The organism is Paenibacillus peoriae, from assembly GCF_022531965.1.
Classification (GTDB): Bacteria; Bacillota; Bacilli; order Paenibacillales; family Paenibacillaceae; genus Paenibacillus; species Paenibacillus polymyxa_D.
Window position 1 is genome coordinate 3,140,168 of record NZ_CP092831.1, and the last position, 25,142, is coordinate 3,165,309.

At 45.3% G+C, this 25,142-nt stretch carries 22 protein-coding genes, 1 pseudogene and 1 riboswitch; all 23 genes and pseudogenes read right to left on the minus strand.

Annotation, left to right across the window (positions count from 1 at the left end; all coding sequences use genetic code 11):
• On the minus strand, positions 1-204 hold the full coding sequence (gene thiS, locus MLD56_RS13620) for a sulfur carrier protein ThiS (RefSeq protein WP_029517436.1): 204 nt from the start codon (positions 202-204) through the stop codon (positions 1-3).
• Entirely contained in the window at positions 201-1,349 is a 1,149-nt protein-coding gene (gene thiO, locus MLD56_RS13625) for a glycine oxidase ThiO (RefSeq protein WP_029517435.1), read from the minus strand. Before thiO ends, thiS begins: the two co-directional genes overlap by 4 nt.
• Positions 1,350-1,413: 64 nt before the next feature.
• Positions 1,414-2,007 carry a thiamine phosphate synthase gene (locus MLD56_RS13630; protein WP_029517434.1) on the minus strand — a complete coding sequence of 198 codons (594 nt, stop codon included), beginning with the start codon at positions 2,005-2,007 and terminating at the stop codon, positions 1,414-1,416.
• A gap of 265 nt (positions 2,008-2,272) precedes the next feature.
• Positions 2,273-2,381: riboswitch (TPP riboswitch) on the minus strand.
• 94 nt (positions 2,382-2,475) lie between these two features.
• Positions 2,476-4,029, minus strand: coding sequence for an ABC-F family ATP-binding cassette domain-containing protein (locus tag MLD56_RS13635; RefSeq protein WP_029517433.1), 1,554 nt, complete (start codon positions 4,027-4,029; stop codon positions 2,476-2,478).
• 184 nt (positions 4,030-4,213) lie between these two features.
• The gene (locus MLD56_RS13640) at positions 4,214-5,203 is read right to left on the minus strand and encodes a hypothetical protein (RefSeq protein WP_029517432.1); all 990 of its coding nucleotides are present in this window, start codon (positions 5,201-5,203) and stop codon (positions 4,214-4,216) included.
• Positions 5,190-5,727: pseudogene (locus MLD56_RS13645) on the minus strand (hypothetical protein). Before MLD56_RS13645 ends, MLD56_RS13640 begins: the two are co-directional and overlap by 14 nt.
• 1 nt (position 5,728) lies before the next feature.
• Positions 5,729-6,124 carry a hypothetical protein gene (locus tag MLD56_RS13655; protein WP_029517431.1) on the minus strand — a complete coding sequence of 132 codons (396 nt, stop codon included), beginning with the start codon at positions 6,122-6,124 and terminating at the stop codon, positions 5,729-5,731.
• A gap of 40 nt (positions 6,125-6,164) precedes the next feature.
• Positions 6,165-6,644 carry a hypothetical protein gene (locus MLD56_RS13660; RefSeq protein ID WP_029517430.1) on the minus strand — a complete coding sequence of 160 codons (480 nt, stop codon included), beginning with the start codon at positions 6,642-6,644 and terminating at the stop codon, positions 6,165-6,167.
• A gap of 51 nt (positions 6,645-6,695) precedes the next feature.
• Positions 6,696-8,780, minus strand: coding sequence for a hypothetical protein (locus MLD56_RS13665; protein ID WP_029517429.1), 2,085 nt, complete (start codon positions 8,778-8,780; stop codon positions 6,696-6,698).
• A complete protein-coding gene (locus MLD56_RS13670) occupies positions 8,770-10,605 on the minus strand; it encodes an ATPase, T2SS/T4P/T4SS family (RefSeq protein ID WP_029517428.1) in 1,836 nt (611 codons plus the stop codon). The genes MLD56_RS13665 and MLD56_RS13670 overlap by 11 nt, the downstream gene beginning before the upstream one ends.
• Positions 10,606-11,463 (minus strand): hypothetical protein, encoded by an 858-nt coding sequence (locus MLD56_RS13675; protein WP_029517427.1) that lies wholly within the window; start codon positions 11,461-11,463, stop codon positions 10,606-10,608. It abuts the gene before it with no gap.
• Complete coding sequence (locus MLD56_RS13680) at positions 11,460-12,173, minus strand: hypothetical protein (protein ID WP_029517426.1); 714 nt, start codon at positions 12,171-12,173, stop codon at positions 11,460-11,462. Before MLD56_RS13680 ends, MLD56_RS13675 begins: the two co-directional genes overlap by 4 nt.
• 22 nt (positions 12,174-12,195) lie before the next feature.
• Positions 12,196-13,182, minus strand: a complete 987-nt coding sequence (locus MLD56_RS13685) for an SAF domain-containing protein (RefSeq protein WP_029517425.1) — start codon at positions 13,180-13,182, stop codon at positions 12,196-12,198.
• A gap of 40 nt (positions 13,183-13,222) precedes the next feature.
• Entirely contained in the window at positions 13,223-14,716 is a 1,494-nt protein-coding gene (locus MLD56_RS13690) for a serine/threonine-protein kinase (protein WP_241113517.1), read from the minus strand.
• A 179-nt stretch (positions 14,717-14,895) separates the two neighbouring features.
• Complete coding sequence (locus tag MLD56_RS13695; protein WP_029517423.1) at positions 14,896-15,954, minus strand: 23S rRNA (cytidine(2498)-2'-O)-methyltransferase RlmM; 1,059 nt, start codon at positions 15,952-15,954, stop codon at positions 14,896-14,898.
• 22 nt (positions 15,955-15,976) lie between these two features.
• A complete protein-coding gene (locus MLD56_RS13700; protein WP_029517422.1) occupies positions 15,977-16,750 on the minus strand; it encodes an ABC transporter ATP-binding protein in 774 nt (257 codons plus the stop codon).
• Positions 16,747-17,061, minus strand: a complete 315-nt coding sequence (locus tag MLD56_RS13705; RefSeq protein ID WP_029517421.1) for a thioredoxin family protein — start codon at positions 17,059-17,061, stop codon at positions 16,747-16,749. Before MLD56_RS13705 ends, MLD56_RS13700 begins: the two co-directional genes overlap by 4 nt.
• Positions 17,058-17,396, minus strand: coding sequence for a cyclic-phosphate processing receiver domain-containing protein (locus MLD56_RS13710; protein WP_029517420.1), 339 nt, complete (start codon positions 17,394-17,396; stop codon positions 17,058-17,060). The genes MLD56_RS13705 and MLD56_RS13710 overlap by 4 nt, the downstream gene beginning before the upstream one ends.
• A 71-nt stretch (positions 17,397-17,467) precedes the next feature.
• On the minus strand, positions 17,468-18,316 hold the full coding sequence (locus MLD56_RS13715; protein ID WP_029517419.1) for a deoxyribonuclease IV: 849 nt from the start codon (positions 18,314-18,316) through the stop codon (positions 17,468-17,470).
• The gene (locus tag MLD56_RS13720; RefSeq protein WP_025724124.1) at positions 18,306-19,124 is read right to left on the minus strand and encodes an Fpg/Nei family DNA glycosylase; all 819 of its coding nucleotides are present in this window, start codon (positions 19,122-19,124) and stop codon (positions 18,306-18,308) included. The genes MLD56_RS13715 and MLD56_RS13720 overlap by 11 nt, the downstream gene beginning before the upstream one ends.
• A 72-nt stretch (positions 19,125-19,196) precedes the next feature.
• Complete coding sequence (locus MLD56_RS13725; RefSeq protein ID WP_080658623.1) at positions 19,197-20,045, minus strand: TIGR01457 family HAD-type hydrolase; 849 nt, start codon at positions 20,043-20,045, stop codon at positions 19,197-19,199.
• 464 nt (positions 20,046-20,509) lie between these two features.
• Positions 20,510-21,439 carry a ribonuclease Z gene (gene rnz / locus MLD56_RS13730; protein ID WP_029517417.1) on the minus strand — a complete coding sequence of 310 codons (930 nt, stop codon included), beginning with the start codon at positions 21,437-21,439 and terminating at the stop codon, positions 20,510-20,512.
• Positions 21,440-21,518: 79 nt separating this feature from the next.
• Positions 21,519-24,959: a methionine synthase gene (metH, locus tag MLD56_RS13735; RefSeq protein ID WP_029517416.1), complete on the minus strand. Its 3,441-nt coding sequence runs from the start codon at positions 24,957-24,959 to the stop codon at positions 21,519-21,521.
• Positions 24,960-25,142: the final 183 nt, after the last annotated feature.

A 25,142-nucleotide genomic window follows, 5' to 3' on the forward strand; every position in this document is an offset into this window, starting at 1 on the left:
TCAACCGCCTCCCACAAAATGTACAATCTCTAGGCAATCTCCATCTTTCAGTACCGCTTCATCATGATCTTCACGGGTCAATATATGCCGATTCAGCTCCACCACTACGGTTTTCACCTTTACATCAAGCTCATGTAGCAATTGATTCACATGAGTGATTCGATTAGAAAAGGTCAGGCTCTGGCCGTTAATCGTCAGCTTCATAAGCTTTTCTCCTTGAGGAGCTCAGAAGAAAAACTACTTATCCCAAGTTCTGCTGCACAAGCCCCATTAAGCATAGCTGCCATCGCACGCCCGGTAGCATCACTCAGCAGGACACCGTTACGATAATGCCCGACTGCAGCATATACGCCCTCGACCCCAGGAACAATGCCTATAAAAGGATGACCTGATACAGCCTGCGGACGTAAGCCCGCCCAAGCGCGTATAAAAGAAGCTTCACGGACGCGCGGCAGCCAGGCAGAGGCACGTGCCAGCAACCCCTCCAAGCCTCCTACGGTCACCTCTTCGTCATATTGATGTGGAAGGCTCGTTGCCCCAATCCAAAGCTCGTTATTCTGTTTAGGCACGAGGTAAATATCATCAGCATAAATGGTATATTCTAACGGGTGATCCTTCAAGGAGACCGCTACCGCTTCGCCCTTGACCGGATAAAGTGGATATTCAAACCCAACCTGCGCTAGCAATTTCATGCTATCCAAGCCTCCGGCAATAATGACCTGATCGCAGGAAAAAAAACCACTATCTGTACGGACACCGCAAATTCGACCATCCTGTATGACCAGTTGCTCTGCCTGTGTACCAGACCATACCGTTGCTCCCAGCACCGCAGCAGCACCTGCATAAGCACGGCAAAGCTGGACAGGAGCCACTTGTGTCTCCTTTGAACGATATATTGCCCCGATCGCTTGTTCATCCAAACCTGGAATTCGTCGGGCCAATTCTTTCGCATCCCACCAGATAGGACAATCACCTTCTCGCGTTTTAGCAGCTTTCCAGCGTTTTTGGCCTTCAGTCTCCGTACGGAAAGGGGTCACAAACCCTTCAGTACGGAATTCCACCGAAATACCTGACAAACGCTCTAGATCACAGACAAGCTCAGGGAATGCATCTCGACTTATGCGAGCAAATCGTGATAGCTCAGAGTCGGTGAACTCTTCACTTTCCGCTGCCAGCATTCCAACCGCTGCTCCTGAGGCTCCCTCACCCGGGATCAATCGTTCCAGCATAATCGTACTTCTTCCCTCCTTGGCCACATGATAAGCAATGGAACTGCCGATGACACCTCCACCTATGACCAAGCATTCAGCGTGTCCAATCACTCTTTCCTCTGTGTGTATCTTTAGCATTTGTTCCGTATCTCCTCTCCATAAACCCTTCTGCTTTCAGCTTGCCTCTACTCTCGTTTTCTCGCTACAGGCTGTGAACTACAAGGTCTGCCATTCGCCTATACTCCATTGCAGCTGCAACGGGCGACTCAGCCTCCCATATACCAGACATCACCGCAATTCCGCTTGCTCCGGCCCTATAAAGCTCCGGGATATGATGCGGTTGTATGCCGCCTAGCGCAATCACCGGAATGTTTGACAGTCTGCAAATATGTTCAAGCTGAGCTAAACCCCGCGGTACAATACCGGGCTTACAATGGGTCTCATATACGTGACCATAAAGTACATAGTCCGCTCCTGCCCGCTCAGCAATTTGCATCTCCTCCAAGGAATGTACAGACACTCCACAGCGTGTACCCTTTGGAAGTAGGCTTTTCACATCCACAACAGGTAATCCATTAGCTGGTAATTGAACGGCTCCGACCAAAGTAAGTAAAGCTACATCCACACGATCATTTACTACAATTTGTTGCAAAGGAACTTCCTGCTCCACCAGGCTGCGAGTCAAAGAAAGCAATGCAGAGGCACCATTCTGTTTTAAACGTGCGTGTACATAATGAACATACGGACAAATCACAGCAGCCACTTGGGCGGCTTGTGCAAAAGTGCCCTTTTCCATCGAAATTGCGTGTAATTCGATTTTGTCTTCACCTCACATTGGACTAAAGGATCTAAGCTTAGCCAGCCACGTCTACCAGCAGGAATGAAAGGGGATTATATGTGAATCGTCTACGGAAGCTCGAACTACTTAAAATGAACGAAACGCAAAAAAACCACTTCCCCAAGGAAGTGGTTTAACGAACGTCCAATAATCGAACGGACCATGATATCCGTATACGTGTATCGTCCCACGCACAAACAAAAATAAAGATGGTGTTGCCTTGTTTGTACGGCGCTCACTTCCCTACGCTGGCATAACCCAGATCAGGTGCAAAGGGTCCGAAATCCATTTATTCCGTCTCAGCCGCATGGGCGGCTCCCCTAGTGTGACTATTTTATTGTATAAGCTAAAGATAGCTTAGCATATTTTTCTAATTCTGCAAACCCCACTTCGTGTGAAATTTGCTGGAACTGGATTTAGCTGATTTTAGTTAACTTTACTTGACCACTCTTCCACATTCCACGTTTTGGTTACCCAATCCTCGTAAAAGTCCGGTTCGTGAGATACAAGCAATACGGTCCCTTTGTATTCCTTCAAAGCACGTTTCAGCTCATCCTTTGCTTTAACATCCAAGTGGTTGGTAGGCTCATCGAACAGTACCCAGTTGCTTTCACGCATTAACAGTTTGCAAAGACGGACTTTAGCCTGTTCTCCACCACTGAGCGCAGATAGCGGACGCGTGATATGCTCATTTTTCAAACCGCAACGCGCCAAATGCGCTCGTACTTCATGCTGGTTCAAATGCGGAAATTCATTCCACACATCGTCAATCGGTGTAATTTTCTCGGCCTTTACTTCCTGCTCAAAATAAGCGGGCTGCAAAAAATCACCTTGATAGGTTTTTCCACTGATTGGCGGAATTTTTCCCAATATGGTTTTGAGCAATGTCGATTTACCGACACCATTGTAGCCGACAATTGCAATCTTTTCGCCACGTTCAATCGTCATGGACATTTTAGGCAAAAGGGCATGTGTATAACCAATCTCAAAATCAATACCCTCAAATACCGTCTTTCCGCTTGCACGTGCCTCTTTGAATTGAAAGGTTGGTTTTGCGGCTTCTTCAGGCTTATCAATACGTTCGATCCGATCAAGCTGCTTTTCACGGCTCTTTGCTCGGCCTGATGTAGAGGCACGCGCTTTATTACGCTGAATAAAATCTTCCTGTTTCTTAATAAAATCCTGTTGCTTCTCATAAGCATCAATATGCTGGGCTTTGTTTAGATCCGCCATTTCGAGAAACTTTTCATAATTAGCTGAATAACGGGTCATCTTGGCAAATTCAAGATGGTAAATAACATTAACGACCTGGTTCATAAATTCAGTATCATGTGAAATAAGAATAAAAGCATAAGGATAATCCTTCAAATAGCGCGTAAGCCATTCAATATGCTCTACATCCAAATAGTTGGTAGGTTCATCCAGCAACAGGACGTTCGGCTTTTCCAACAGCAACTTAGCAAGAAGAACCTTTGTCCGTTGCCCGCCGCTAAGTGCGGATACATCCCGATCCAGTCCTATGGCCGACAGACCTAGTCCATTCGCCATCTCTTCAACCTTTACATCAATGAGGTAAAAATCCCCCATATCCAGTTGCTCCTGAATTTCACCCATCTGTTCCAGCAACACTTCCAACTCATCAGGAGAAGCATCCCCCATTTTGTCAGTAATCTGCATCATTTCCTTTTCCAATTCCAACAAAGGAAGAAAAGCATCCTTCAATACATCACGTACCGTTTTGCCCGGTGTCAGCTTGGTATGCTGATCCAGATAGCCGTAACGCACACGTGGAGTCCATTCCACTTTACCCTCATCCTTAAGCAATTTTCCAGTGAGAATGTTCATGAGTGTCGATTTACCAACACCGTTAGCTCCTACCAAACCTACACGTTCCCCCGCAAGCAATCGAAAGGAAACATTTTTAAATAATGCGCGGTCCCCAAAGTTGTGGGATACATTTTCTACAGTCAATAAACTCATAAGCTGTTTTTGGCTCCTTATTGTCATCGGCGTTGCCGACTGTTCTTATTTCATATGCATTTCGTTTCTTTCAAAGCTTTATTGTAGCACATTCTGCAACCATATCGGAATATTGAAAACAGTGAATTTTAAGGTTTTTTGGTATGGATCTGCCTAAAAAAAGAAAAACCACCCATGAGGGTGATTATTTTAAGCCATTATAACATTTGTACTCAAAGTAACCCGCAGCTGCTGCAGATTTTTCATCCGTGAAACGTTCACTCGCTTTAAAGGGAGCTGGACATGAATCTCTATAAAAATACTTTATTCCAGTATCTGGTTCTATGCCACCGATAATGTCTTGCTTTCTAACGACTCTCCCACCACCAAATCCATAGTTATTGTAATACCTGTCTCCGACCGGAATGCCTTGGATAAACGCGATCAGCCCCACATCATCTACCGTGTTGTACCACTCCTCTTGCGGAATGATCGGTAGCGTGAACGAATAAGTTATGCCGTTACGCGCTGCTTTTTCGTTATGGACATTAATAATTCGCGCCAAGTCCTCTTGAACGCTGCGAACAATGGTGGAACGACGTATTTGCTCAAAAGTTTCTGAATTTTTCAGCAAAGATATAGCGGTCTGATCCTGAAGTTCCTTTTGAAAGCCCTCTACCCACCTGTGATTTCGAGCATCGTATGCGTGCACATAATTATCCAAGGTGAACCCCACACTGTTGCCTACTGAATCAACATAGGCATATGGCTTTTTTTCGCTCCATTTGTGGCCAATAGCAGCTTGTCCATGCTCGTCTGTATAGGCTTCTGAGGTGAACGCATAATAACCGTCATAATCCAGAATTACAATAGCCGGTATGTAATCCAATAATGCACGTTGTGCTACTATATCCCCATCAATGCCTACATTAAGAAAAAGGGTGTGCAGGAACGTGTTCAGCGCTGCTTCTTTATCTACCCGAAAAAACTTATCCGATCCGTATCCGGCCTCGCGTTCCTGACGTTCATTCTGTGAGAGCACAACCCCTGCATCCTGAACTGCGGTACGGAGAGCCGACGTATATTTCATTTCTAGCTGCTGCACTTCACGCTGATTCTGCACCCGTAAGTCACTAACTACACCAAAGGGCAAAAACAAAAGTATAAATATGACCGCAAAATCAGTAATCCTCATTCAGAATCATGCCCCCGTAAGAAGCTGTAACTGCTGGCTTGCCGCTATCTGCCCCACCAAGAAGCCATGATTTGTACAAGTCCGCAGGAGTCCGATTCGTATTATGTACCCGGACCGTAAAATAATCCCCGGCCATCAAGGTATATCGACGCGTCTGATCTGATTTTGGCTGCTGATTGTCAGGAAACAGTACAGGAAAAATTTGCGAATTATAGTACCCATCATATACAGCTTCATAATTGCCCAGAAAACTGTCTGGCTTCGCGGCATCTGCATAGTCCGGTACATACTTTTTGTGCATATGTTCCAAGTCAACTTCGTACGTATTGCCTGTCAATTCCAGATCACGCATAAAATCGTTATACATCGTCGGTGTAATCCATATCAACAAAACGTACAGTTGAATGATATGTATTTAACCCGGATATATCATCCTGCTGTTCAGCAGCTTGAGCTGCGGGTACGATGTACAAAAGCAATACAGCGAGCAGCGCCCCCAACAGCTTCGATATTGTTTGAACCACTTCAGTCTTCCCCCAATTTCTCAAAACGTACAGATGTTATGTCCCCATTCCCATTACGCTGGGGGTACATGGAATATAATGAGGAAGCATCCAGGGTCGATACATCAGGCTCAAACGGTTCAGAAAATACATCATACTCTGTCCCGTCGACTTGAATCGAAATCCCCTCCTGTAAGTTCATGCGAATTGCCTGTATGACCTGAGTTCCTTTAATCCGCTCCGGCAACCCCACCCCAGCAGTACGGGCTATTCGCCCTTCAGAATGCTCCTCTTGCTGTGATCTTAATTCCAGTGCACCATCCAGCTGGCTGGACAAGTCTGCTGCCGTTACACATGCGGTTATGAACAGAATAACTGACACACCAAGCCGCAGCATGCTTGAAGCGTGATCAGACATACTCTCATCCCCCTTTTGATTATTATCTTTGCTGTAGTGCTTAGGACTGGATAAACAACAACCCACGGACAACGTTCGATTTGTCCTTGACGATTTCAGCTTTAAATTTACCACTCGGATTTACGTATTCATTCTCTTTCTCATTAAGTGTATTCGTGATTTTACCTGTCTTATCACTGCCACCATTCACGGCGCCATACTGTTCACTGTCTGGGCTAATGTTCAGAGCATTACCGTACCACTGGCCTGCCATATTTTTGCCGGTTTTAATCTGAATGCCGAATTGGTCCTTCCCCTGAAACTTCCGCAGCGCATTGGTCACCTGGGAACCGCTAATCGTTGTGCCGTCATATACCGTAAAAGAGGCTTGAGACAATTCGGTCTGAATATCAGCAAAATTGTTTTGTGCCGTTTTAGTCGCCTCCTGGGCTGAAATAAATAGTATAACTACAATCGTAATTAGAGCGATGGTCAAAAATATCCCAGCGGCTACCTTTAAAGCTGTCGATGCGTTATTCATTTATTTTTCTCTCCTAGCTTGTTATTTTGTATTAGTCATAGGTTAACTTTCTTACTGATTTTTTTGTATTTGTTCATAATAGTTATCCATTTGAACAAAGCTCATACCGATCAACGGAATCACCAAATATAAAAAGATAAGACCATACATCGGGGCAAAACCAATCATCCTTCCCCAGATAGCCTTACTGTCTATTATTTTTTCATACTCCTGTTTTCTTTGTTCGAAATAGTAGGACATATGGGATTCCAAATCATCAAAGGCCTCTCGAATCGTAATTTTACCTAAAGACAAATGAAGCTTATCCACGAGACGTTGAAATTCCGGCAAAGGCGCTTCTTCTTTTAGCAAGTCGAGAGCTGCCTCTGGCCCATGTTCATAATGAAGCAAACATTTTTGCAGAGGTCTTTTGAATATAACTGAAAATCTGTTCAGCCACTCCAATATTTCCTCGACAGACATTCGTTCCATAACCCGTAAAATGGAAATAACTGTTTGAAATTGATACACCTCATGCCTCATATCCAACCGACGCATTTTTCGTTGCAAATATAATAAAAGCATAGGCATTTGATAGGCTGCGTACCCAACAATCAAACTAATCAGCACTTCCCACCACTTGATGTATTCATCATTCCAATCTTTTAGCTTTTGGAGGATACGCCAAGTATTTGTGGATAACTGTTCAGGAGTAGCAGTTCCATTAGCATTATGCTCTAAAACAGCGTACGTCTGTTCGTATGTGCTGTTCGACCTCATGTTCAGCGAATGCATGATTTTGCGATCAATCTCACTCTGCTTCAAAGCTTCTTTTTGCTCCACCGGACTTAAACGTCCAAACATTTGACCCGATTGCACTGGTGCGTGAAGGATATGCGTTCTCTCAGCTTCATGTAAAAAAAATATCGTACTGATACTGAGCACCAATCCTATAATACAAAGAGCCATTCTGCGTATGTAGAGCCACTCCAGCCTAATCTCCGCACCACTTTCCTTTAATAGGCGGATTATTTGAAAATAAGAAGACATATGCTGACGTGGAATTAAAGAATCCACCACATTACGAATGATAGGAAAACGGTATAGCTTCTGCTCCCAAACCCTCCGTCCTCTACCCGCACGATATCCTGTCTCGTCGGTCTGTTGTAGCTTCTGTAACAGGAAATAAGATACAATTATCACAATATAAACGGATAATTTTGTGATATAACCCAATTTTCCCTGATAAAACTCATCCATGGAGGGAAAGCTGGATCTCGCCCATGTCTCGATTGGGATGGTAAAGAAAACAGGTGCTAGTGCGATCACGTTTAGACTTTTTAACAGATAGTCCAGTTTATTTCTTCGCAGCAACTCCAACTGGATTTCGCGTGCGAGACTGCCGAGCCCCTTCAAATAAATGGAGCCACCCTCCTCAACCCGATCACCAAACTCCATTACCATATACGAGATACCGGCAAAAGCTTTTAAAAATCGATTAGGAGCCGATTCATAGTATCTTTCCAATGCTTCGTGCGGATCAACATCTGTTAGCGCCTCATGGATGAGTCGTGCGTGTCTCCCGGCCTCTGCCTCCGCCAAATCGGCCGCTTCGGATATAGCTTCCTCCACCATACCGTGCTGATGGTAATAGTGACGCACATTGGCGAATAATTCGATCATCTGTGCAAGTAGCCTTTTTTCCATCCGGCTAATGGCCATATCCAAAATAAGACTGTTGATTACCACTCCGCATAAAACGGCTAATATAGCAAACTCTATTCCTGGCTTCATCATGACCAGCACAACACCACTGCAAGCAAAAGCTCCCCAGATGAACAGTGTCATCTTCATCGTCTGTAGGCGAAGCTTGTACTCATCGTAGGCATGCTGACCAGCTAGTCGCTTACGTATACTCGTGATGTATCCGGATAAGAAAGGGACCTTCATACACAGCGTGTACAACTTATGCAGTAAGGCTTGCAGCTCACGTTGCAGTACCGCTTTTCCCTTGCGCCCTTCCTTCACAGAATAAATTCGTCCTCTGCGAACTGCATGACTACTGCGCTTACGCAACCCCCATAAAGCTATATATAGAAGCGTAAAGCCCCCACCTGATATAAGTAAAATCCATAATAAAATTTCTTTAAGACTCATAGTCTTCCTCCCAATAGCGGGTCAAAAAACTGCGGAAATCTCTGGCATCATTTACATTCATCTGCTCATACATTTCTTGTACACTTTTGGCTGTTAAGGACTCCATCGGTATATAGCTTCCGTTCCGATATTCCATAACGTGGCGATAACTGTAGCTCGTTGAAGCATTGGAGCCTGCATCCGTATGATCCGGGTCACGCGGCACACATTCTGTGATCCGTTCGATGTAGCGTCGCCCTTCCGCATCACGTTTGAGATGCACATCAAAGTTAATGACATGAACTACCTGTTCCTCAGCAATGCCTTCATGCTGAAATACTCCTGTTTTGAGCAATGAATTACGAAGTGAAAACACGAGATCACGAAATGTTTTGGCATGATGAGTAAAAATGGTGAACAGACTGGCAACCTGCGACATTTGAATCATCCAAGCAGCTACTTCATCACTTGCTACTTCGCCTAGAATATTGACGGTTCCATCTGTTTTTTTCTGTAAGTCAAGCCCTTGTTGTCCTGAAATATGATCCGTTTCTCGAAAGCTAAGAATGTTACGGCGACTGTAGATGCTGCGTAGATGCAGTTCAAAAGCCATTTCCTGAACGCGAAGCGTATACGAAGCATAAATGTGCTTGACCATCGCCATTAACAACGTCGTCTTACCTGAGCCCTGCGCGCCTGTGATAGCAGTAATCCGGCTGCCTTTCATTAAATAAGAAAGTAGCTGGATTGGAAAATCAGCATTTTGTCCCTTAATTAACTGTTCCAGCGATGCGCTTTGAATATCAAATTTACGGACAAAGAAAGCCCACGATTCTGAGAAAGGAGGTCGCACCACCACTACCCGTGACCCATCCTTCATTTCATTGACCTTATAACCATTCGCTTCGGAAAGCTGTCCCGGGTAATTGTATTTGTAAATATTTTGGCACACCCTTTTAAGTTCACGCTCAGATCCGAAGGAAAGGAACGAAAGATGGATCGTTTTACCTTTATAAAAAATCCATACGCTCTCATAACTATTGGCAGTAGGCATAGTTGTTTGTTCAAATACATACCCATCGGAAGGCCAGTCTGATGATGCAGGAATCCCACCTTCCGGCATACCACTGACGCCCCCACTTACACCGTCGATCCGCTGGTCACGAATATCATCAATGACGGAAAAGCCTTTATAATGCTGATAAATCCGCTGGACAATAATATCCACCTTCTCCAAAAAGGAAAGGGGCCGGTACTCACAATCATAGATATAACGAATGTCCTCTGCGGTAACGAGATAACTTCCATCTTCTTCACCTTGCTGTGAATATCTCATTTCGGCCAAGTCATAAGTATCCAGTAAACGTGATAGTGCATCAGCGCCAAACTTCTGCTGGTATTGGTAAAATATAATTTCGAATTGATCCTGTATGCTAAACAACTCAGGTCTGGAGAATGGCATAACAGTATCGACGATTTTCTCGTTCAAGCCGTAACCGTGAATCAGAAGCTCAGCCATCAGATTTTTAACAAAACGTTTATCTCCACTGCTACCATTGGCACAGTCCTTTAATGCCCTGCGTAGTTCCGCCCTTTGATGGATACGCCGTCTATATTCCTCTTCATGCAATCCGGCATCCGCCATCTGGCTATGACTTAGTTCATGAAGTGCATTTTTGATATACTCTATTAATGTTTCGAATGTGGCATCTTCATTCTTTTTTTCTACTCGAAGGGTTGAATGTCGCGAGTGAAAATCCCCTCGATATTTAACAAGAATCAGTACGATGCACATCAATACTATACAGGTAAGAATCAATCCGTTGATCATTTGAGCGGACAGCATTTAAGCGCCCCTCTCCAAAGCCTTGAGCCGAAGATCGGACTCTGCCGCCTCCAGAATAGCTTTGCTGATATGACGTATACTCTGCGCCCATCCTACAGTCATAAAAAGCTTGCGAGGCTGCCCTTTTCCACTTCGTACCTCACGCTGCACATGGCCGATCACATCCCTGCGGTTCCATGCGTCCATAAATCCGGTGTTATAAGGGACTGTATACAGAGCACCTTTGTAGCCATATCTCCTGCGAATATTCGCTTCATTCACTTGAGAATGCACATCATATTTTCCAAGTACTATTAATAAGGGTAACGATGAGTAGGTAGATAACGGAGACACGGATTCAAAATAAGCGTCTAACTCTCGCATATTCTGAGTGAGTGAAAGAACAGCCAGTTTGGCTCGTGCACATGCTTCATGCTGTACAGCCCCCCATCCTGCTCCACTTCCTGCATCAATTAGCGTTAAATCATAATATTGGTTCGCTGTATCTAGTACTGCCCGTACAAGCCCTGGAGACAGTAACGGCGGTGCAGCTCCAAAGCTGGAGGTTCCCTCAAGTACATCCAAAGTATGTTCGAGTACAGGTGTCGTATAATTACGAATATTTTCTTTAGACAGTGTCCCTCGCAGAACTAAACGTGCGGCAGCATCCCAGCCCCCTTCCTGAAGCTGTAGGGTTGGATCATCCATACCATACTCTTGTATAGGTAATCCTGATTCAATACCGGTATGTCTACGACCCAAATGAGTCAATAATAGTCTTCCTCTATATAGATTGCCTATGGTAATTGCTATTGCTGCCGCCAAAGAGCTACTTCCACTAGCCCCCTTAATGGGGCTCCAAAACAAAATGGTACTCATGCTCTACTCCTTTCCGCACGCTTTAGCGCACGACGAATCACCTTTAATTCCCAACTCATCCATTCCCCAATACAACGGCATAGTTCTTTCTTATACATTCTGGATAGCGGTTTTAGTATTAGCTGTTTTTTATGCTCATTTTCCAGTTTCAGAGCAAGCAACCCCTCATCCCATGGCAGTATATATGGCTCTTGCTGCCAAGATGCCGGGAAATGGTTCATGTATTCCCACAGATACGGCTCCTCCAGACCACAATCCACGGCCTGTAAAAATAGCTTGTGAAATACAAGATCTTTGGGAAATTCAGATTGACTGAATAAATGCTGAAGCCAATTCTGTCCGTTATGCATTAGCATGCGGCTATAATCACTGACCCAAACTCGCAGTTCTGCCCTTTTCCAAACAGAAATTGGACAAAAATCAAGTAACTCTACATCTAAAATAACAATGTCATAAACCTGCTCTGCCTTCTGATCAGCCGTCATACCTATATGCAGGTCTTCCCATGCTGTAAATCCAATTGCTACATCAAAACCACTAAACTGCGTAATGGGAAGTGGTTTGTCAAGCATCCCTATGCTATACCGATACCGTCCCCGCAGCGTAGCATCTACAAGCAGTACCCGTTGGCCGGAAGCTGCTAATATGCTGCTGATGTATAACAAGGTATCGCTTTTGTCACAAAGCCCGGCAAATATCCATGTTTTCATACTTCCGTTCCTTTTCTCTCATTTATTTGGCATACGGGTCAGAGCTTCCACCCTGCGTCAGAATCTTTGTTTGTTCTTGATGATCCTGCTCATTCTCATATTCATTTCTTGTAACATCAATCCCGCTTGTTGGGTTTTCTATAGTAGCACCCGCATGTTGAGCTGCAATTTCCTCACTCAGACTTCTTTCCACGGGTGTTGAAATTACACTGTTTGATGAACTAATTGCATTTTCAAGGGAATCCCGCAGCTGCTTAGACAGCTTTTGTTCAGCAATGTGTATCAAATTCGGATCACTATTCATTAACGCTAACACCTGCGCGTTAGGTGGATAGGTCGGGATTGCCTTAGGCTGAAATTGGGGATCGACATACGTCAGAGCATAAATGGATGCTTTATGCAGATAGGCATCAACAATCGCGCTCGAAAGCGATAATATTTCCTGCTCATTCAAAGTGACCCAGACAATTGGACCTTCCAGTCGGGAAATCTTCTTTTTGGATAATAGAATGTAATCCTGACCTGTTGGAAATTGTATGCGGATATCTACTTCGTCCCCCGACTTTAGACTGTTGGGTAGTACCACCACCTTTAGCTCACGGTTGCGTAAATCTTTAGGTGTGGGTTCATCAGCAGTAATCATAGACGATGTAAGCACAGATCCTTTTTTAAGCTCAATCTTGGCTGTGGTTCCGGAAACTTCACTTTTATTTGCCAGCAAATTTGATGGAGCCTGAGAACCGGGAACTTTAATTCCCTTCAAATCATTAGATGCAATCTGTTCACCTGGAGAAATATCACGGACAACCGCCCAGCCTTTTTTCGCGGTTCGTTGCTCTTGTTCATACACTTTCCATTTCAGTTCTGCCTCTACCTCAGCCTGTTTCCTAACCTCATTCATTTGATGGATATTAACCATAAGGTAGCCGGCAAAGATAATGCCAACAATCCCAGCGCCAATGCAACCGGCATACAGTTTTTGTTTACTGCTTTTTCTTAGCTTGGACACACAACTTCTCCCCTGCCTCTTTTTGATATATACTTTCTATTTAGCGCCGTCGCTTAAGGGATGCGAAGCGTCTTCTCCGGGTGTCTGGAATAACTCCGCGAAACAGCTCGTCCAGCACCTGATCCATCTCATCATCCCGTTCGAAGGGGTCTGAGTGGAACGGTAGAGCAAATACTTTATCGTGATCCAGCTCCTTACGAAGCCTGCGAACCGCCTCCGAAGTTGCCAATGGCAAGCAGTAATTCCATTTGTGCTGTGGGTGGCGCTGAAGAGATCGGGTTAGCCCTGCTATATCCTGAACCCTCCATTCGGCCCCTGAGCCAACGACGAGCGGATAATCGGCTCTCAAGAATTCTTCCAGACGTTCATTATCCTGCCCACTCCCCAGGTCCAGTACGATAAATCTGTAAGAACCACCCAACAAAGAAATGACATCCGCACGCGATGTTTGTCGCCAGTAATGTACTCCATCGACTTCAAAACGCCGACTTGAACTCATTTGTCCAACGGATGTGCCTTCTACGACTTCTTGAAGTCGGGCAAATGCTTTGGCTGTGCTGTGCAGCTCAACCAAAGCTACGGAGCGGGATCTTCGAGCCAGATAGTGGCTCACCATAATTGCTGTATGCGTAGCACCGGAGCCGGCAGAGACACCCAGTACAGCCACTACCCTTGTACCTGCATAATCCATTGAGGCATCATTAACGGATATTCCTTGTTGAGCAGGTTGAAAATCAGCACTGCGACGCAGTTCTCCAATGACCTCCCCGGCGGATTGAAATCGTTCCTTAGGATTCTCACGCAGCAGTTTTCGAATTACTGGAATCAAATGACGAGACAATTCCCCGCGTATATATCCTTCTACTCCCGCAGTCCACTCGCTATATTTGCCTCCTGTACAGAGATACAATAGCAGCGCTCCCAAACTGTATAAGTCTGAACGAGCATCCGTCTGACCTGCTCCATATTGCTCCGGGGCAGCGAAGCCCACTGTGCCCAGCTTTACCGTATCTTGATCCAGCTCAGCCTTGTAGCTCCTCGCTATTCCAAAATCAATCAGTATAAATTCCATTTCCGGTGTCAGCATAATATTCGTTGGTTTCAGATCCCGGTAAATGACTGGTGGTTGACGGGTATGCAAATAATCCAACACATCCAGTACCTGCAAAGCGAATGGGACGATTTGCTCCTGTGGAATATAGCCTTGGTAACCCTTCATATATGCTTCCAGCGTAATTCCTTCGATGTAATCCATAACCAGGTATACCGCACCAGATGGGGGATGCTCAAAAAAATCAACAATTCTTGGTAAACGTGGATGGCTTAGTGAAATCAGCATCTCTGCCTCCGTGCGTACAAGCTTCATCACTTGTGGCTCGGCAACCGACTCCTTCACTGCCCATTGCTTGCCTGGCAGTTTTAAATCCTCTGCCATGAACACGCGGCTCATTCCTCCCGAACCCAATGTGCGCACAATACGGTAACGCTCACCAACAATTGATCCGAATTCCAACTGTGATGGTTGCTTCATTATTCTCCTACCTCCTTTCTTAAGCAAACAACGCAAAAAAGGGAAAGCTGCCGCAAAATCAAATTTCCATGTCGCCATGAAAACCGTTTCGCGGGATGCTTTCCCTTGATTTAAACATCATTATTATTTTTAAGGAACAATTTGGATTTATTATATAGCACACCTGTATCTATTGTAAAGTGTTATTTTCCATACTTAATCATGTACAGGGTAATCTCATCTCGATTATGGAATAGCTGCTTAGCTCGCTGAATCTGCATGCCGGACTCCTCAAATGAAGCAATTACATCATGAATGAGCGCCAAGGGCTTTTTATGCATTAGCTTGACCGTAACGATAGCAGTACCACCACTTCGCAAACTATATAGTAAATCAGTAACAAGCCTTGCCATTTGCTTAGGACTCCAGCTCATATCACAAACCAGCAGATCGAACGAATTCTCTTTAAATTTGACTTCACTTGCATTTTTACGCAAAAAAGTCAGATTGGCGTACTTCATCAGTGATGGCTCCATCTTTGCCGGATCAACCGCAGTAACTTTCAGTCCCCGCTCCAGTAAGAAGGAAGTCCATCCACCCGGTGCTGCCCCAATATCCAGTCCCTGATGGAAAGCGCCAAAATCTATGCCGAACGTTACTTCTGCTTCCAATAGCTTGAATTTGGCACGGGAAATTTGTCCGTCTTCTTTCTGAAAACGAACCGCACCTCCGCTCCAATCCGATAGGTTGTCCTCAGGACGTGATACACCTGCATACCACGTATCTGTATCTGCAAAAACGGACACAATAACATCGGCGCCTTGTACTGTTTGCTCCATAGGTAGATCACTTAATTGTTCACTCAAAGCCTGCTTAAGTGCACCTGCGCTTTCAGTCCAGCTGCTATTAGATCCTTTGCGCACCTGTAAAGAAACACGTTGATCCATCAGTTCCTTGCGGTTACGGATGAATGCAACCAGACGCTCCTGCACCTGAACCAGATCCGTTCCTTCTTCCTGAAAATGAACAGGAAACAAGTGACGTAAAAACATCGGCGGCTGACCTGTAATTGTCCTCACTGTCTCAATTTCTTCCGCAGGTAATGTAGCCAGAAAAATTTCACCAGGTAAAAGCATCGTACTTTTCACAGAGCCAAATATTCTTCTAAGCTCCTCTTGAGCATAGGGTGCAAAACCGTGATTGGCCGTACAAATAAATCTTGATGATGACAAAGTAGATTCACTTTGTTCATCTGTACTCATATATAGTTCCTCCAAAATAACATTACCCTCCAGCGCACACCCGAATCCAGGGACGTTCTCCATCCCAATCCAGCTCAACCGAAACTTCATATGTGTGCATAATCAATTCTTTCGTTAAAACTTCTTTTTTCGGTCCAGCTGCTGCAACCTTACCATCACGAATCAATGCAACATGTGTAAATAGGGGGACAATCTCCTCAATGTGATGAGTCACATAGACCACTGATAAGTCCCGCTTGCGGAGCCGATCAATCTCGACCAGCATTTTTTCCCGCTCAAATAGATCCAACCCAGCACAAGGCTCGTCCATAATTAGCAGACGGGGTTCCGCCATCAGTGAGCGGGCCAACATCACCTTTTTACGTTCTCCTTGAGATAACGTCCCCAGCGGATGATGAATCAAGTCACCTAAATTCATACCCTCCAGCAAAGATATGGCCTTTTCTTTTGCCTCTGTTGGAATTTCCTGATAAAAGCGCAAAAAAGCATACGCACCTGTAGCGACTACTTCCCAAACTGGATCTTTTAGCGCCAGCTTTTCCAATAAGGTCTGACTGATATATCCGATCTGCTTGCGGACCTCCCGCACATCACATTGACCATACATTTGCCCAAGCACTTCAACCGTACCACGACTTGGAAACATATACCCTGTCATCATTTCCAGCAAAGTTGTTTTACCGGAACCATTGCGACCCAGAATAGCCCAATGTTGACCTTCTCGTATATCCAGGCTTACATCGTCCAATATCCGTCTTTCTTCCCGCTGCAACGTAATGCTCTTCATGGATATCATTCCATCACGCTCCTTATTTTGCTCAGCAAGTGTTCTACAGATTCCATTTTGTAGATGATTTCAGGATTATTGTTTTCACCATTATATATAAGAAGCGCGGGAACGCTGGATATCCGGTACTCCTGTACCAGTTCAGGAATATAGTTAATGTTGCTCTGCACCACTGCTCCTTCGGGGAGCAAATGCTCTGCTACCTCCAGCATCTTACGGGCAGCCGCGCATGTTCCGCACATGGGAGTGTACACAAACAAAGCCAGCTTGCATCCCTCCCATATGGCACGGCGCGCGTCTTTTTGTCCGATCTCTTTCATTGTTCAGACCCTTTTCTGATCTCTCGCATACGCTCCTCGGGTATGGGCCCATTATGCACGGTGACTCCCTCTGGCTTATTCGCATAGAGCAGCTCATACATGGCTCGCCGCCCCTCTGGACTGGAGGAATGCAAGTAAATTTCACGCGGATATAACCGTTTCCCTGCGATAGCAGCAGCCACATCTTTTCCCGTGGGTTGACCTGAACCCAAATCATAATCTAGCGATAGTATCGTAATAGGATATTCATGAAGCAGCAGCAGACACTCTTCCGCATCTCTTGCCAGCTTAAAGCCCGGAGGACAAGGCCGATAATCGTCCATAAACAAATACATCAACTTCTCCTCCTTTTCCCATATATGCAAGCTCACATGCCTCAAAGATAGTTATTATCAATCAGATTGATTTACTCCCAGCTTAGAATCATTTGAATATCCTCCTGATGTGTTCCATCAGGTCCCGTCTCACTCTCCAAAACGATAGGAATGCCTCTTACAGCCTCCTGATCTGTCATCCAGCGCATGCCCTCAGTACCAATGTAACCTTGCCCCACACGAGCGTGTCTGTCTTTTTTAGAGCCATACGGGTATTTAGAATCGTTCAAGTGAACTCCGCATAGAGCTGACCAATAGCCGAGACGGTTTCCTTTATCAATCAAAGCCTCGTCCATTCCACCGTTCCACAATCCTGCTGCATACGCATGACAAGTGTCCAAGCAAAAGCCGATACTGTCAGGATACCGGCACAACTGACGGATTTGCACCATTTCCTCAAGCGTGGTTCCCATAGGTCCATGATCCCCCGCCTGATTTTCAATCAATATTTTAGCATTTCCCTGCCAGCCTTCCAGCACATCATTAAAACAGTTAATGATGTTACGATAGCCCTCTAGAGGGTCTAACGAATGCATGTGACCAAAATGAACGACAATCCCTTTTGACCCACAGGCTTCAGCAATATCCAGATCATTGCGTAATGAAGCAATCGTCAGCTCATAAAGTTTCTGACCACGCTCAGACCCATGAGCCGGATTAACGGGATATGGCGAATGAGCAATGGATTGAAGCTGGTGCTCTACACAGTAAGCGTTGCAAGCAGCAGCATCAGTAGCACTCCATTCCTTCAGTCTCAGACTACGAGGATTTTTCGGGAAATATTGAAATGAACGCCCCTCCTGCTCTCGCGCACGCATAGCGGCTTTGAAAAAGCCACCACGCGTACTCACATGGGAGCCGATGAGCAATTTAGGCATCATGCTGCTGTACCGGGCAATAAAATGCTTTTTTCCCCGCCAGTTCAACCCTTACAATTTTTCCGCCACTTGGAGATTCTTCTCCTTCGCGGTCATATACTCGACACTGATGATCAAATCCACCTGTTAGCGTGTCTCCCTCCATTAGAGGCATTTCCATGTACCCGCCTTCCGCAGTAGCTTCACGTAGTACGGATTGAGTGGCATGGTATAGCTTTTCCACTTTTTCTGGCGACTGCACAATGTTTTGTACTTTGGAACCCGGTGTAAATCCGGCGATATAAGCAATTTCGTCCGAATAACAATTGCCAATACCTGAAAAAATCTGCTGATTCACCAGTGTTGTTTTTAAAATCCCCCGGCGTCCCTTCAGCCGTGCTGTAAACTTTTCCAACGTCATGCGGCGGTCTAACGGGTCAGGTCCCAGGTCTGACAAAGCCTCCTCTGTTTCTTTAGCCGTCAGCAAGTGCAGATAACCTAAGCGCAGTCCGATAAAATAAAGCTTTACTCCACTAAAATCTAATTCGATCTGAACTGTACGATCTGGACGCTGCTCCTCCGTTCCCAGAAATAACAGCCCTCCCAACATCAGATGAAGTACGAGCCTCCCGCCCGTGTTTAAATGAAAAATCAAATGCTTGCCTCGACGCTCTAAATATACAACGGTCGTTCCGAGCAATTGCTTCTCAAACGTTTCCACTTCAGTATTAATGGACTTTTCACGGCTAACCGTCACTCCAGTAATCGGAATGTCCAAAATTTGTTTGGATAATAAGATTCTGTAGTTTTCCATTTCAGGAAGTTCCGGCATTTCAACATCTTTCCTTTCGTAGCTACATAGCTTTTAATGCTCGCAAGTTTTCTAAAACATATACTTTTTCTATTATTTCAGCTCTTCTTTCATCCAGTCCTGCAATTCAGCGAGATTTTCAAACATCAGGTCAGGTTTTACTCCAACGGTACGCACATGTTCGTCCATATTAGCGCGGGTCGTCACGCCCGACAGGATCAGAGCTGTTTTACAACCTGCTGCTGCACCTGCCGCAATATCTGTAAGCATATTATCGCCCACAACCAGAGCTTCATCCGCCCTAATGTTTAAGCGGTTCAGTGCATAATTCATCAATACGCTTGAAGGCTTACCGATGACAATAGGCTTTACCTGTGAAGCCGCTTCAATTGCTGCTCCAATCGTACCTGCTCCTGGCGTTAGCCCATCATGTGAAGGCAATTGGAGATCCGGGTTTGTCAAAATAAAAGTGGCTCCTTCCCGAATCCAACGCATGGCAGCGGCCAGCGCATCATATGTAAATTGACGATCTATCCCCTGCACCACATAATCAGGATGGTTTTCAACAAGCTGCAAACCGGCTCCTGTGAGTGCATCACGTAATCCTGTCTCACCAATACAATATACACGAGCTCCAGGACTTTGCTGTGCTACATATTGTGCAGCTGCTAACGCCGAAGTATATACTTCATGGCTGGCCGCTTTAATTCCCATACCAACCAAATGCTCAGCCACCGATTCGGGTGTGCGTGAAGCATTGTTTGTAACATAAGCATAAGGTATCTGGTCTGTACGCAATCGGGATATGAACAGATCCGCACCCTTGATCATCCGATTTCCATGATAAAGGGTTCCATCCAGATCAATTAGTAACGATTTTATCGCAATCCCCTCCCCCACTTCAAATCCATTCACATCATAGCATTGAAAATTATAATTCATCCTATGAACGATGTTCTCCTTCTTATTTAACCACCTTAATGATTCAGGTTATAAAATAATCGGCTGTCTCCATTCATCCCATCTATCTTAAGTCAAAAATGCTTATGAAGTCCATGAATTGCTGGTAAACCGTGCAAAATAGCGCCATTCCTCGCTAAAAGCCGTCGCTTTCACATGACATAAGTTCACATCTTCGTCGAAATCCATCGAAGGCGCTATTTCCTCAAAGGAAATCTTCTGTATTTCCTGATCATGCTCAAGACATAAAATCCTTTAAATTCGATATATAGAAACGCGAATATGACATACCTCCATATGTGGTAGAACAAATTCATCCCCACCACCGTGTACGGGTTCTCATCTCTTGTCGCATCCTGCGCTTTCCCGGAAAATAATTTCGGTGAAAAACAAAGGCACCGGAGCAAGCCCCGGTACCCATGCACATATCTTTCTCCAATCGTTTATTAACCGATATCGGGTACCGGTAACAACACATGCTGCTCCGCAAGCAATGAATTGGGAAATATGCTTCGCGCTTCCTCCAGCAATGGCTGAAGCTGCTCCTGATCTTTATACCTAGAACTAAAATGTGTCATGATTAGCTGACCCGCACCTGCGGCTTTTGCAGCCTCCGCTGCCTGAAGCGCCGTACTATGATGATACTCGTACGCTGTATCTGCCAGTTCATGCAGAAAAGTGGCTTCATGAACGACGACAGTTGCATCTTGAGCCAGCACTACCGTATTCGGGCAAGGTCTCGTATCCCCCAAAATCGTGATGATACGCCCCTTTTTCGGCGAACCCAAAACATCCTGAGGGTGCAAAATAACTCCACCCTCTACCTCCACGCTTTCCCCACGCTTTAACTTACCGTACACCGGGCCGGGCTTGATTCCATATCGCTCCAACAGTTCTTGGTTAAGCTTACCGGGCTTATCCATCTCTACAACTCGGTAGCCATAGCTGTCGATCCGATGATCCAGCAAAGCTGACTCTACCCGGAATTGTCCGTCATCAAACAGAACCCCGCCCGTATGCTCCACAATATGTAGTTGGTAATTGATACGCGATTGGCTGATCCCTAAAGATAGCTCGATATATTGCTGGATTCCAGGCGGTCCATATACCGTCAGTGGTGTCGTTCCCCCCTGGTACGCTCTGCTCGACAGCAGCCCCGGCAGACCAAAAAGATGATCCCCATGCAAATGGGTGATAAATATTTTTTCAAGTCTGCTTAGTTTGAGCGGCGAACGCAATACCTCTTGTTGAGTGCCTTCACCGCAGTCGAACAGCCACATGCTTCTTCGTTCTTCCAGCAAACGAAGAGCGATGGACGTTACATTTCGCTGAATCGTAGGCACCCCTGCATTTGTACCGAGAAAATAAAATTCCATAACATTAACCTTCTTCCTGCTGACCAGCAAAAAACCTCCGAAGCTCGGAGGGTATTTGCTATCCCATCTGATAAAGGTGTTAAACCTTTTCGACGTTAAAATACTGCGCCTGAGGGTGGCTGAACACCATGGCTGATACAGAAGCCTCCGGTTCCATCATAAACCCTTCCGTCAGCTCAACGCCAATATCCTCAGGTTTTAACAACTGGAACAACGGCCCCTGTTCCTCCAGATCTGGACATGCAGGGTAGCCAAAGGATACCCGAATGCCTTGATATCTGGCACCGTGCCGCTGTTTCATTGTCATATCGGCAGGGTCCGGAAAACCCCAGCTATCCCTGATAATATGGTGAAGCCGTTCCGCTAACCCTTCTGCTACTTCGAGTGCTACCGCTTGAAGTGCATGCGAGCGCAGATAATCCCCTTTATCTTTCCACTGGGTAGATATCTGCTGAATCCCATGACCAGCTGTAACGACCATGAAACCCACATAGTCCATAACTCCGGATTCCACTGATTTCAAGAAATCAGCCAGACACAGATAAGGCTCTACCTGCTGGCGCGGAAATGTAAATGTGTGCAGTACCTTGCTCACATCCGACGGATCATAGATCAGAATTTGATTCCCTTGCGACTGCGCTGGAAAGAAACGATACATGGCATGTGCCTGGATGATTCCGTCTGTCACAGCTTCAAACATGATGCTGTCCACGGTTTCCTTCAACTGAATCGCTTTCGGATCTTCCGAAGCCAGCAGCTGCTCAACATTGCCTTTTAAACCAAGATGATGCCCCATTAGCATCTGCATATTCACGTAAGGCAAAATATAATTCAGTGGATAGTTACGCAGTACATGGCGATCCGTATCTGGTGGAATATAGACGGGCAGATCCTGAGCAATGTTAGAGCGCACAGCTCGAGTGAGTTTAGGGAGCGGCTTGGCTTCCACGACGATTGCCGCTTCAGCTTCTCGCTCAGCCTCCATCTCCTCGGCCATTTTTTTACGGGACTCAGGATTCATAAGCTTATTGGCAATATCTAGGCCATCCATAGCATCCTTTGCATAGGCAACCAGACCATCATACTCAGGACGGATACGATTTTTAGTGAACTTACGTGTTAAAGCAGCTCCACCCACCATTATTGGAATATCAATATTCGCATTTTTCAAATCCTGTGCGGTCAGCACCATTTGTTGTGCCGATTTAACAAGCAACCCGGATAAGCCAATCATGTCGGCCTTTTCTTCACGGTAAGCCTCAATAATGCGTTCTGGTGGTACTTTTATACCCAGATTCACAATATGGTAACCATTGTTGGATAGAATAATCTCCACCAGATTCTTACCAATGTCATGCACATCACCTTTGACTGTAGCCAACAAAATCTTACCTTTTACTGAGGATTCATTCTTCTCCATGAACGGCTCTAAATAAGCCACGGACGCCTTCATTACTTCAGCGCTTTGCAGCACCTCTGCTACAATCAATTCGTTATTGTTAAACAGTCGTCCTACTTCCTCCATCCCCTTCATCAGCGGGCCGTTAATAATCTCCAGCGAAGAATATTTCACAAGCGCTTGCTCCAGATCCGGAATGAGTCCCTCCTTACTTCCCTCCACTACGTAGGAAGCCAGTCTTTCTTCGAGCGAAAGGTTTGATATCTTTTCTTTTTTCTCCACTTTCTTGTTACGAAAAGCTGCTACAAAAGCGGATAAAGTATCGTCATTTGTTTTATAGATCAAGTCTTCCGCAAGTTTCCGCTCATGCTCTGGAATGGATGCATAACGCTCAAGCTTCTCAGTGTTTACAATCGCATAGTCCAGACCTGCTTTGGTACATTCATATAAGTAGACGGAATTGAGCACTTCACGACCCGCTTCCGGCAAACCAAAAGAAACGTTACTGATGCCCAAGATAGTATGCACTCCGGGAAGCGCCTCTTTAATAATGCGAATACCCTCAATCGTTTCCTTAGCTGAACCGATATATTGCTCATCACCTGTTCCTACTGGAAATACGAGCGTATCAAAGATTAGATCCTCTGCTGCCAAACCGTAACGGTTCACCAACAGATCATAAGAACGTTTAGCTACCTCAAGCTTATCCTCACGCGAAATAGCCTGTCCGCGTTCATCAATCGTACCAACAACAACAGCGGCGCCGTACTTATGAATAAGAGGAGCCATGTTCTCAAATTTCTCTTCACCATCCTCCAAATTAATGGAGTTAATAATCGCCTTACCTTGCGAATATTGAAGTGCTTTATCAATGACTTTAATATCCGTTGTATCTATCACCAAAGGTACTTTTACCTTGTTTACAACCAGTTTCAAAAACGCTTCCATATCCGTCATTTCATCGCGGTCCGGGTCCTGCACACAAATATCAATGACATGCGCTCCGCTTTTTACCTGAGCACGGGCAATTTCAGACGCCTCTTCATATTTGCCTTCCACAATCAAACGCTTGAATTTGCGGGATCCCAGAACATTCGTTCGCTCACCAACCATATACGGACGATTGTCCTGTTCAATATATACAGGCTCAATGCCTGATACGGCAGGAGGATGATGACCTACCAGCGGGCGCGGCTCAAACTGCGCCATACTTTCACTCATAACTCGAATATGATCAGGCGTGGTACCACAACATCCCCCAGCAATATTCAGCCAGCCTTTTTCAGCGAAAGCAGCCATTTTACGTGCTAATGAATCAGGCGATTCATGGTATTGACCATTTTCGTCGGGCAAGCCCGCATTTGGATAACAGCTAATAGCTGCAGAGGACATTTCAGACAGAGAGCGAATATGATCACGCATAAACTCTGGACCTGTAGCACAATTCAACCCAATTGAAATTGGATGCAAGTGTTCCAGTGATATGCAAAAGGATTCGATATTTTGTCCAGCCAACGTCGTTCCCATAGGCTCAATCGTGCCTGAAATCATTAGCGGAAGCTCGATACCTGTCTGCTCAAAAGCCTGCCGAATTCCGATACTTCCAGCTTTGACGTTAAGCGTATCCTGTGAGGTTTCCAAAAGGAGTACATCCACGCCGCCTTCAATAAGCGCCAAGGCCTGCTCTTGATAGCTGTCAATCAGCTCAGCAAATGTAACACCACCTGTGACAGACAAGGTTTTCGTGGTTGGGCCCATAGCTCCTACTACAAAGCGAGGCTTGTCCGCAGTGCTGTATTTATCCACCGCGTTACGCGCCAGTTTGGCCGCCACCAGATTAATTTCACGGGCACGTTCTGGTATATCGTAATCCGCCAAAACGACGGATGTTGCTCCAAATGTATTCGTTTCAATTAGGTCTGCTCCGGCCTTCAAGTATGCTTCATGAATCCCTTGAATGACATCCGGTCTCGTTAAGACCAGCATTTCATTACAGCCCTCCAGCTCTTCCCCACCAAAATCATCGGGGGAAAGGTCTTCCTGTTGAATCATGGTGCCCATGGCCCCATCAAGAAGGAGTATTCTTCGTTGTAATGCATCCTGCAAGCTAACTTTATCCAAATTTCTTCACCCCCGCAAAACGTTAAATCCTAGTTTAGCAGAAACCGTATCATTTAGATAGATTGAAGTAAAAACATACGTTTTATACAGGTTGTTCTTTGTAAAAACGACTTCTCTTATCCATTTTTATAGTTTGTAGCATTATTAAACGTACTTAACCCTGCATCCTTTAGCTATGTTCAT

Coding starts and splice junctions, on each gene's coding strand:
- MLD56_RS13670 (WP_029517428.1), bottom strand. CDS start 10,605: ATGCTGTCCGCTCAAATGATCAACGGATTGATTCTTACCTGTATAGTA.
- MLD56_RS13695 (WP_029517423.1), bottom strand. CDS start 15,954: ATGAGTACAGATGAACAAAGTGAATCTACTTTGTCATCATCAAGATTT.
- MLD56_RS13665 (WP_029517429.1), bottom strand. CDS start 8,780: ATGAGTCTTAAAGAAATTTTATTATGGATTTTACTTATATCAGGTGGG.
- thiS (WP_029517436.1), bottom strand. CDS start 204: ATGAAGCTGACGATTAACGGCCAGAGCCTGACCTTTTCTAATCGAATC.
- MLD56_RS13640 (WP_029517432.1), bottom strand. CDS start 5,203: ATGAGGATTACTGATTTTGCGGTCATATTTATACTTTTGTTTTTGCCC.
- MLD56_RS13715 (WP_029517419.1), bottom strand. CDS start 18,316: ATGATGCCTAAATTGCTCATCGGCTCCCATGTGAGTACGCGTGGTGGC.
- MLD56_RS13725 (WP_080658623.1), bottom strand. CDS start 20,045: ATGAATTATAATTTTCAATGCTATGATGTGAATGGATTTGAAGTGGGG.
- MLD56_RS13710 (WP_029517420.1), bottom strand. CDS start 17,396: ATGTATTTGTTTATGGACGATTATCGGCCTTGTCCTCCGGGCTTTAAG.
- MLD56_RS13675 (WP_029517427.1), bottom strand. CDS start 11,463: ATGAGTACCATTTTGTTTTGGAGCCCCATTAAGGGGGCTAGTGGAAGT.
- MLD56_RS13700 (WP_029517422.1), bottom strand. CDS start 16,750: ATGATATCCATGAAGAGCATTACGTTGCAGCGGGAAGAAAGACGGATA.
- MLD56_RS13705 (WP_029517421.1), bottom strand. CDS start 17,061: ATGAAAGAGATCGGACAAAAAGACGCGCGCCGTGCCATATGGGAGGGA.
- MLD56_RS13660 (WP_029517430.1), bottom strand. CDS start 6,644: ATGAATAACGCATCGACAGCTTTAAAGGTAGCCGCTGGGATATTTTTG.
- MLD56_RS13720 (WP_025724124.1), bottom strand. CDS start 19,124: ATGCCGGAACTTCCTGAAATGGAAAACTACAGAATCTTATTATCCAAA.
- MLD56_RS13635 (WP_029517433.1), bottom strand. CDS start 4,029: ATGAGTTTATTGACTGTAGAAAATGTATCCCACAACTTTGGGGACCGC.
- MLD56_RS13655 (WP_029517431.1), bottom strand. CDS start 6,124: ATGTCTGATCACGCTTCAAGCATGCTGCGGCTTGGTGTGTCAGTTATT.
- thiO (WP_029517435.1), bottom strand. CDS start 1,349: ATGCTAAAGATACACACAGAGGAAAGAGTGATTGGACACGCTGAATGC.
- rnz (WP_029517417.1), bottom strand. CDS start 21,439: ATGGAATTTTATTTTCTCGGTACAAATGCAGGGGTGCCTACGATTCAG.
- MLD56_RS13630 (WP_029517434.1), bottom strand. CDS start 2,007: ATGGAAAAGGGCACTTTTGCACAAGCCGCCCAAGTGGCTGCTGTGATT.
- MLD56_RS13680 (WP_029517426.1), bottom strand. CDS start 12,173: ATGAAAACATGGATATTTGCCGGGCTTTGTGACAAAAGCGATACCTTG.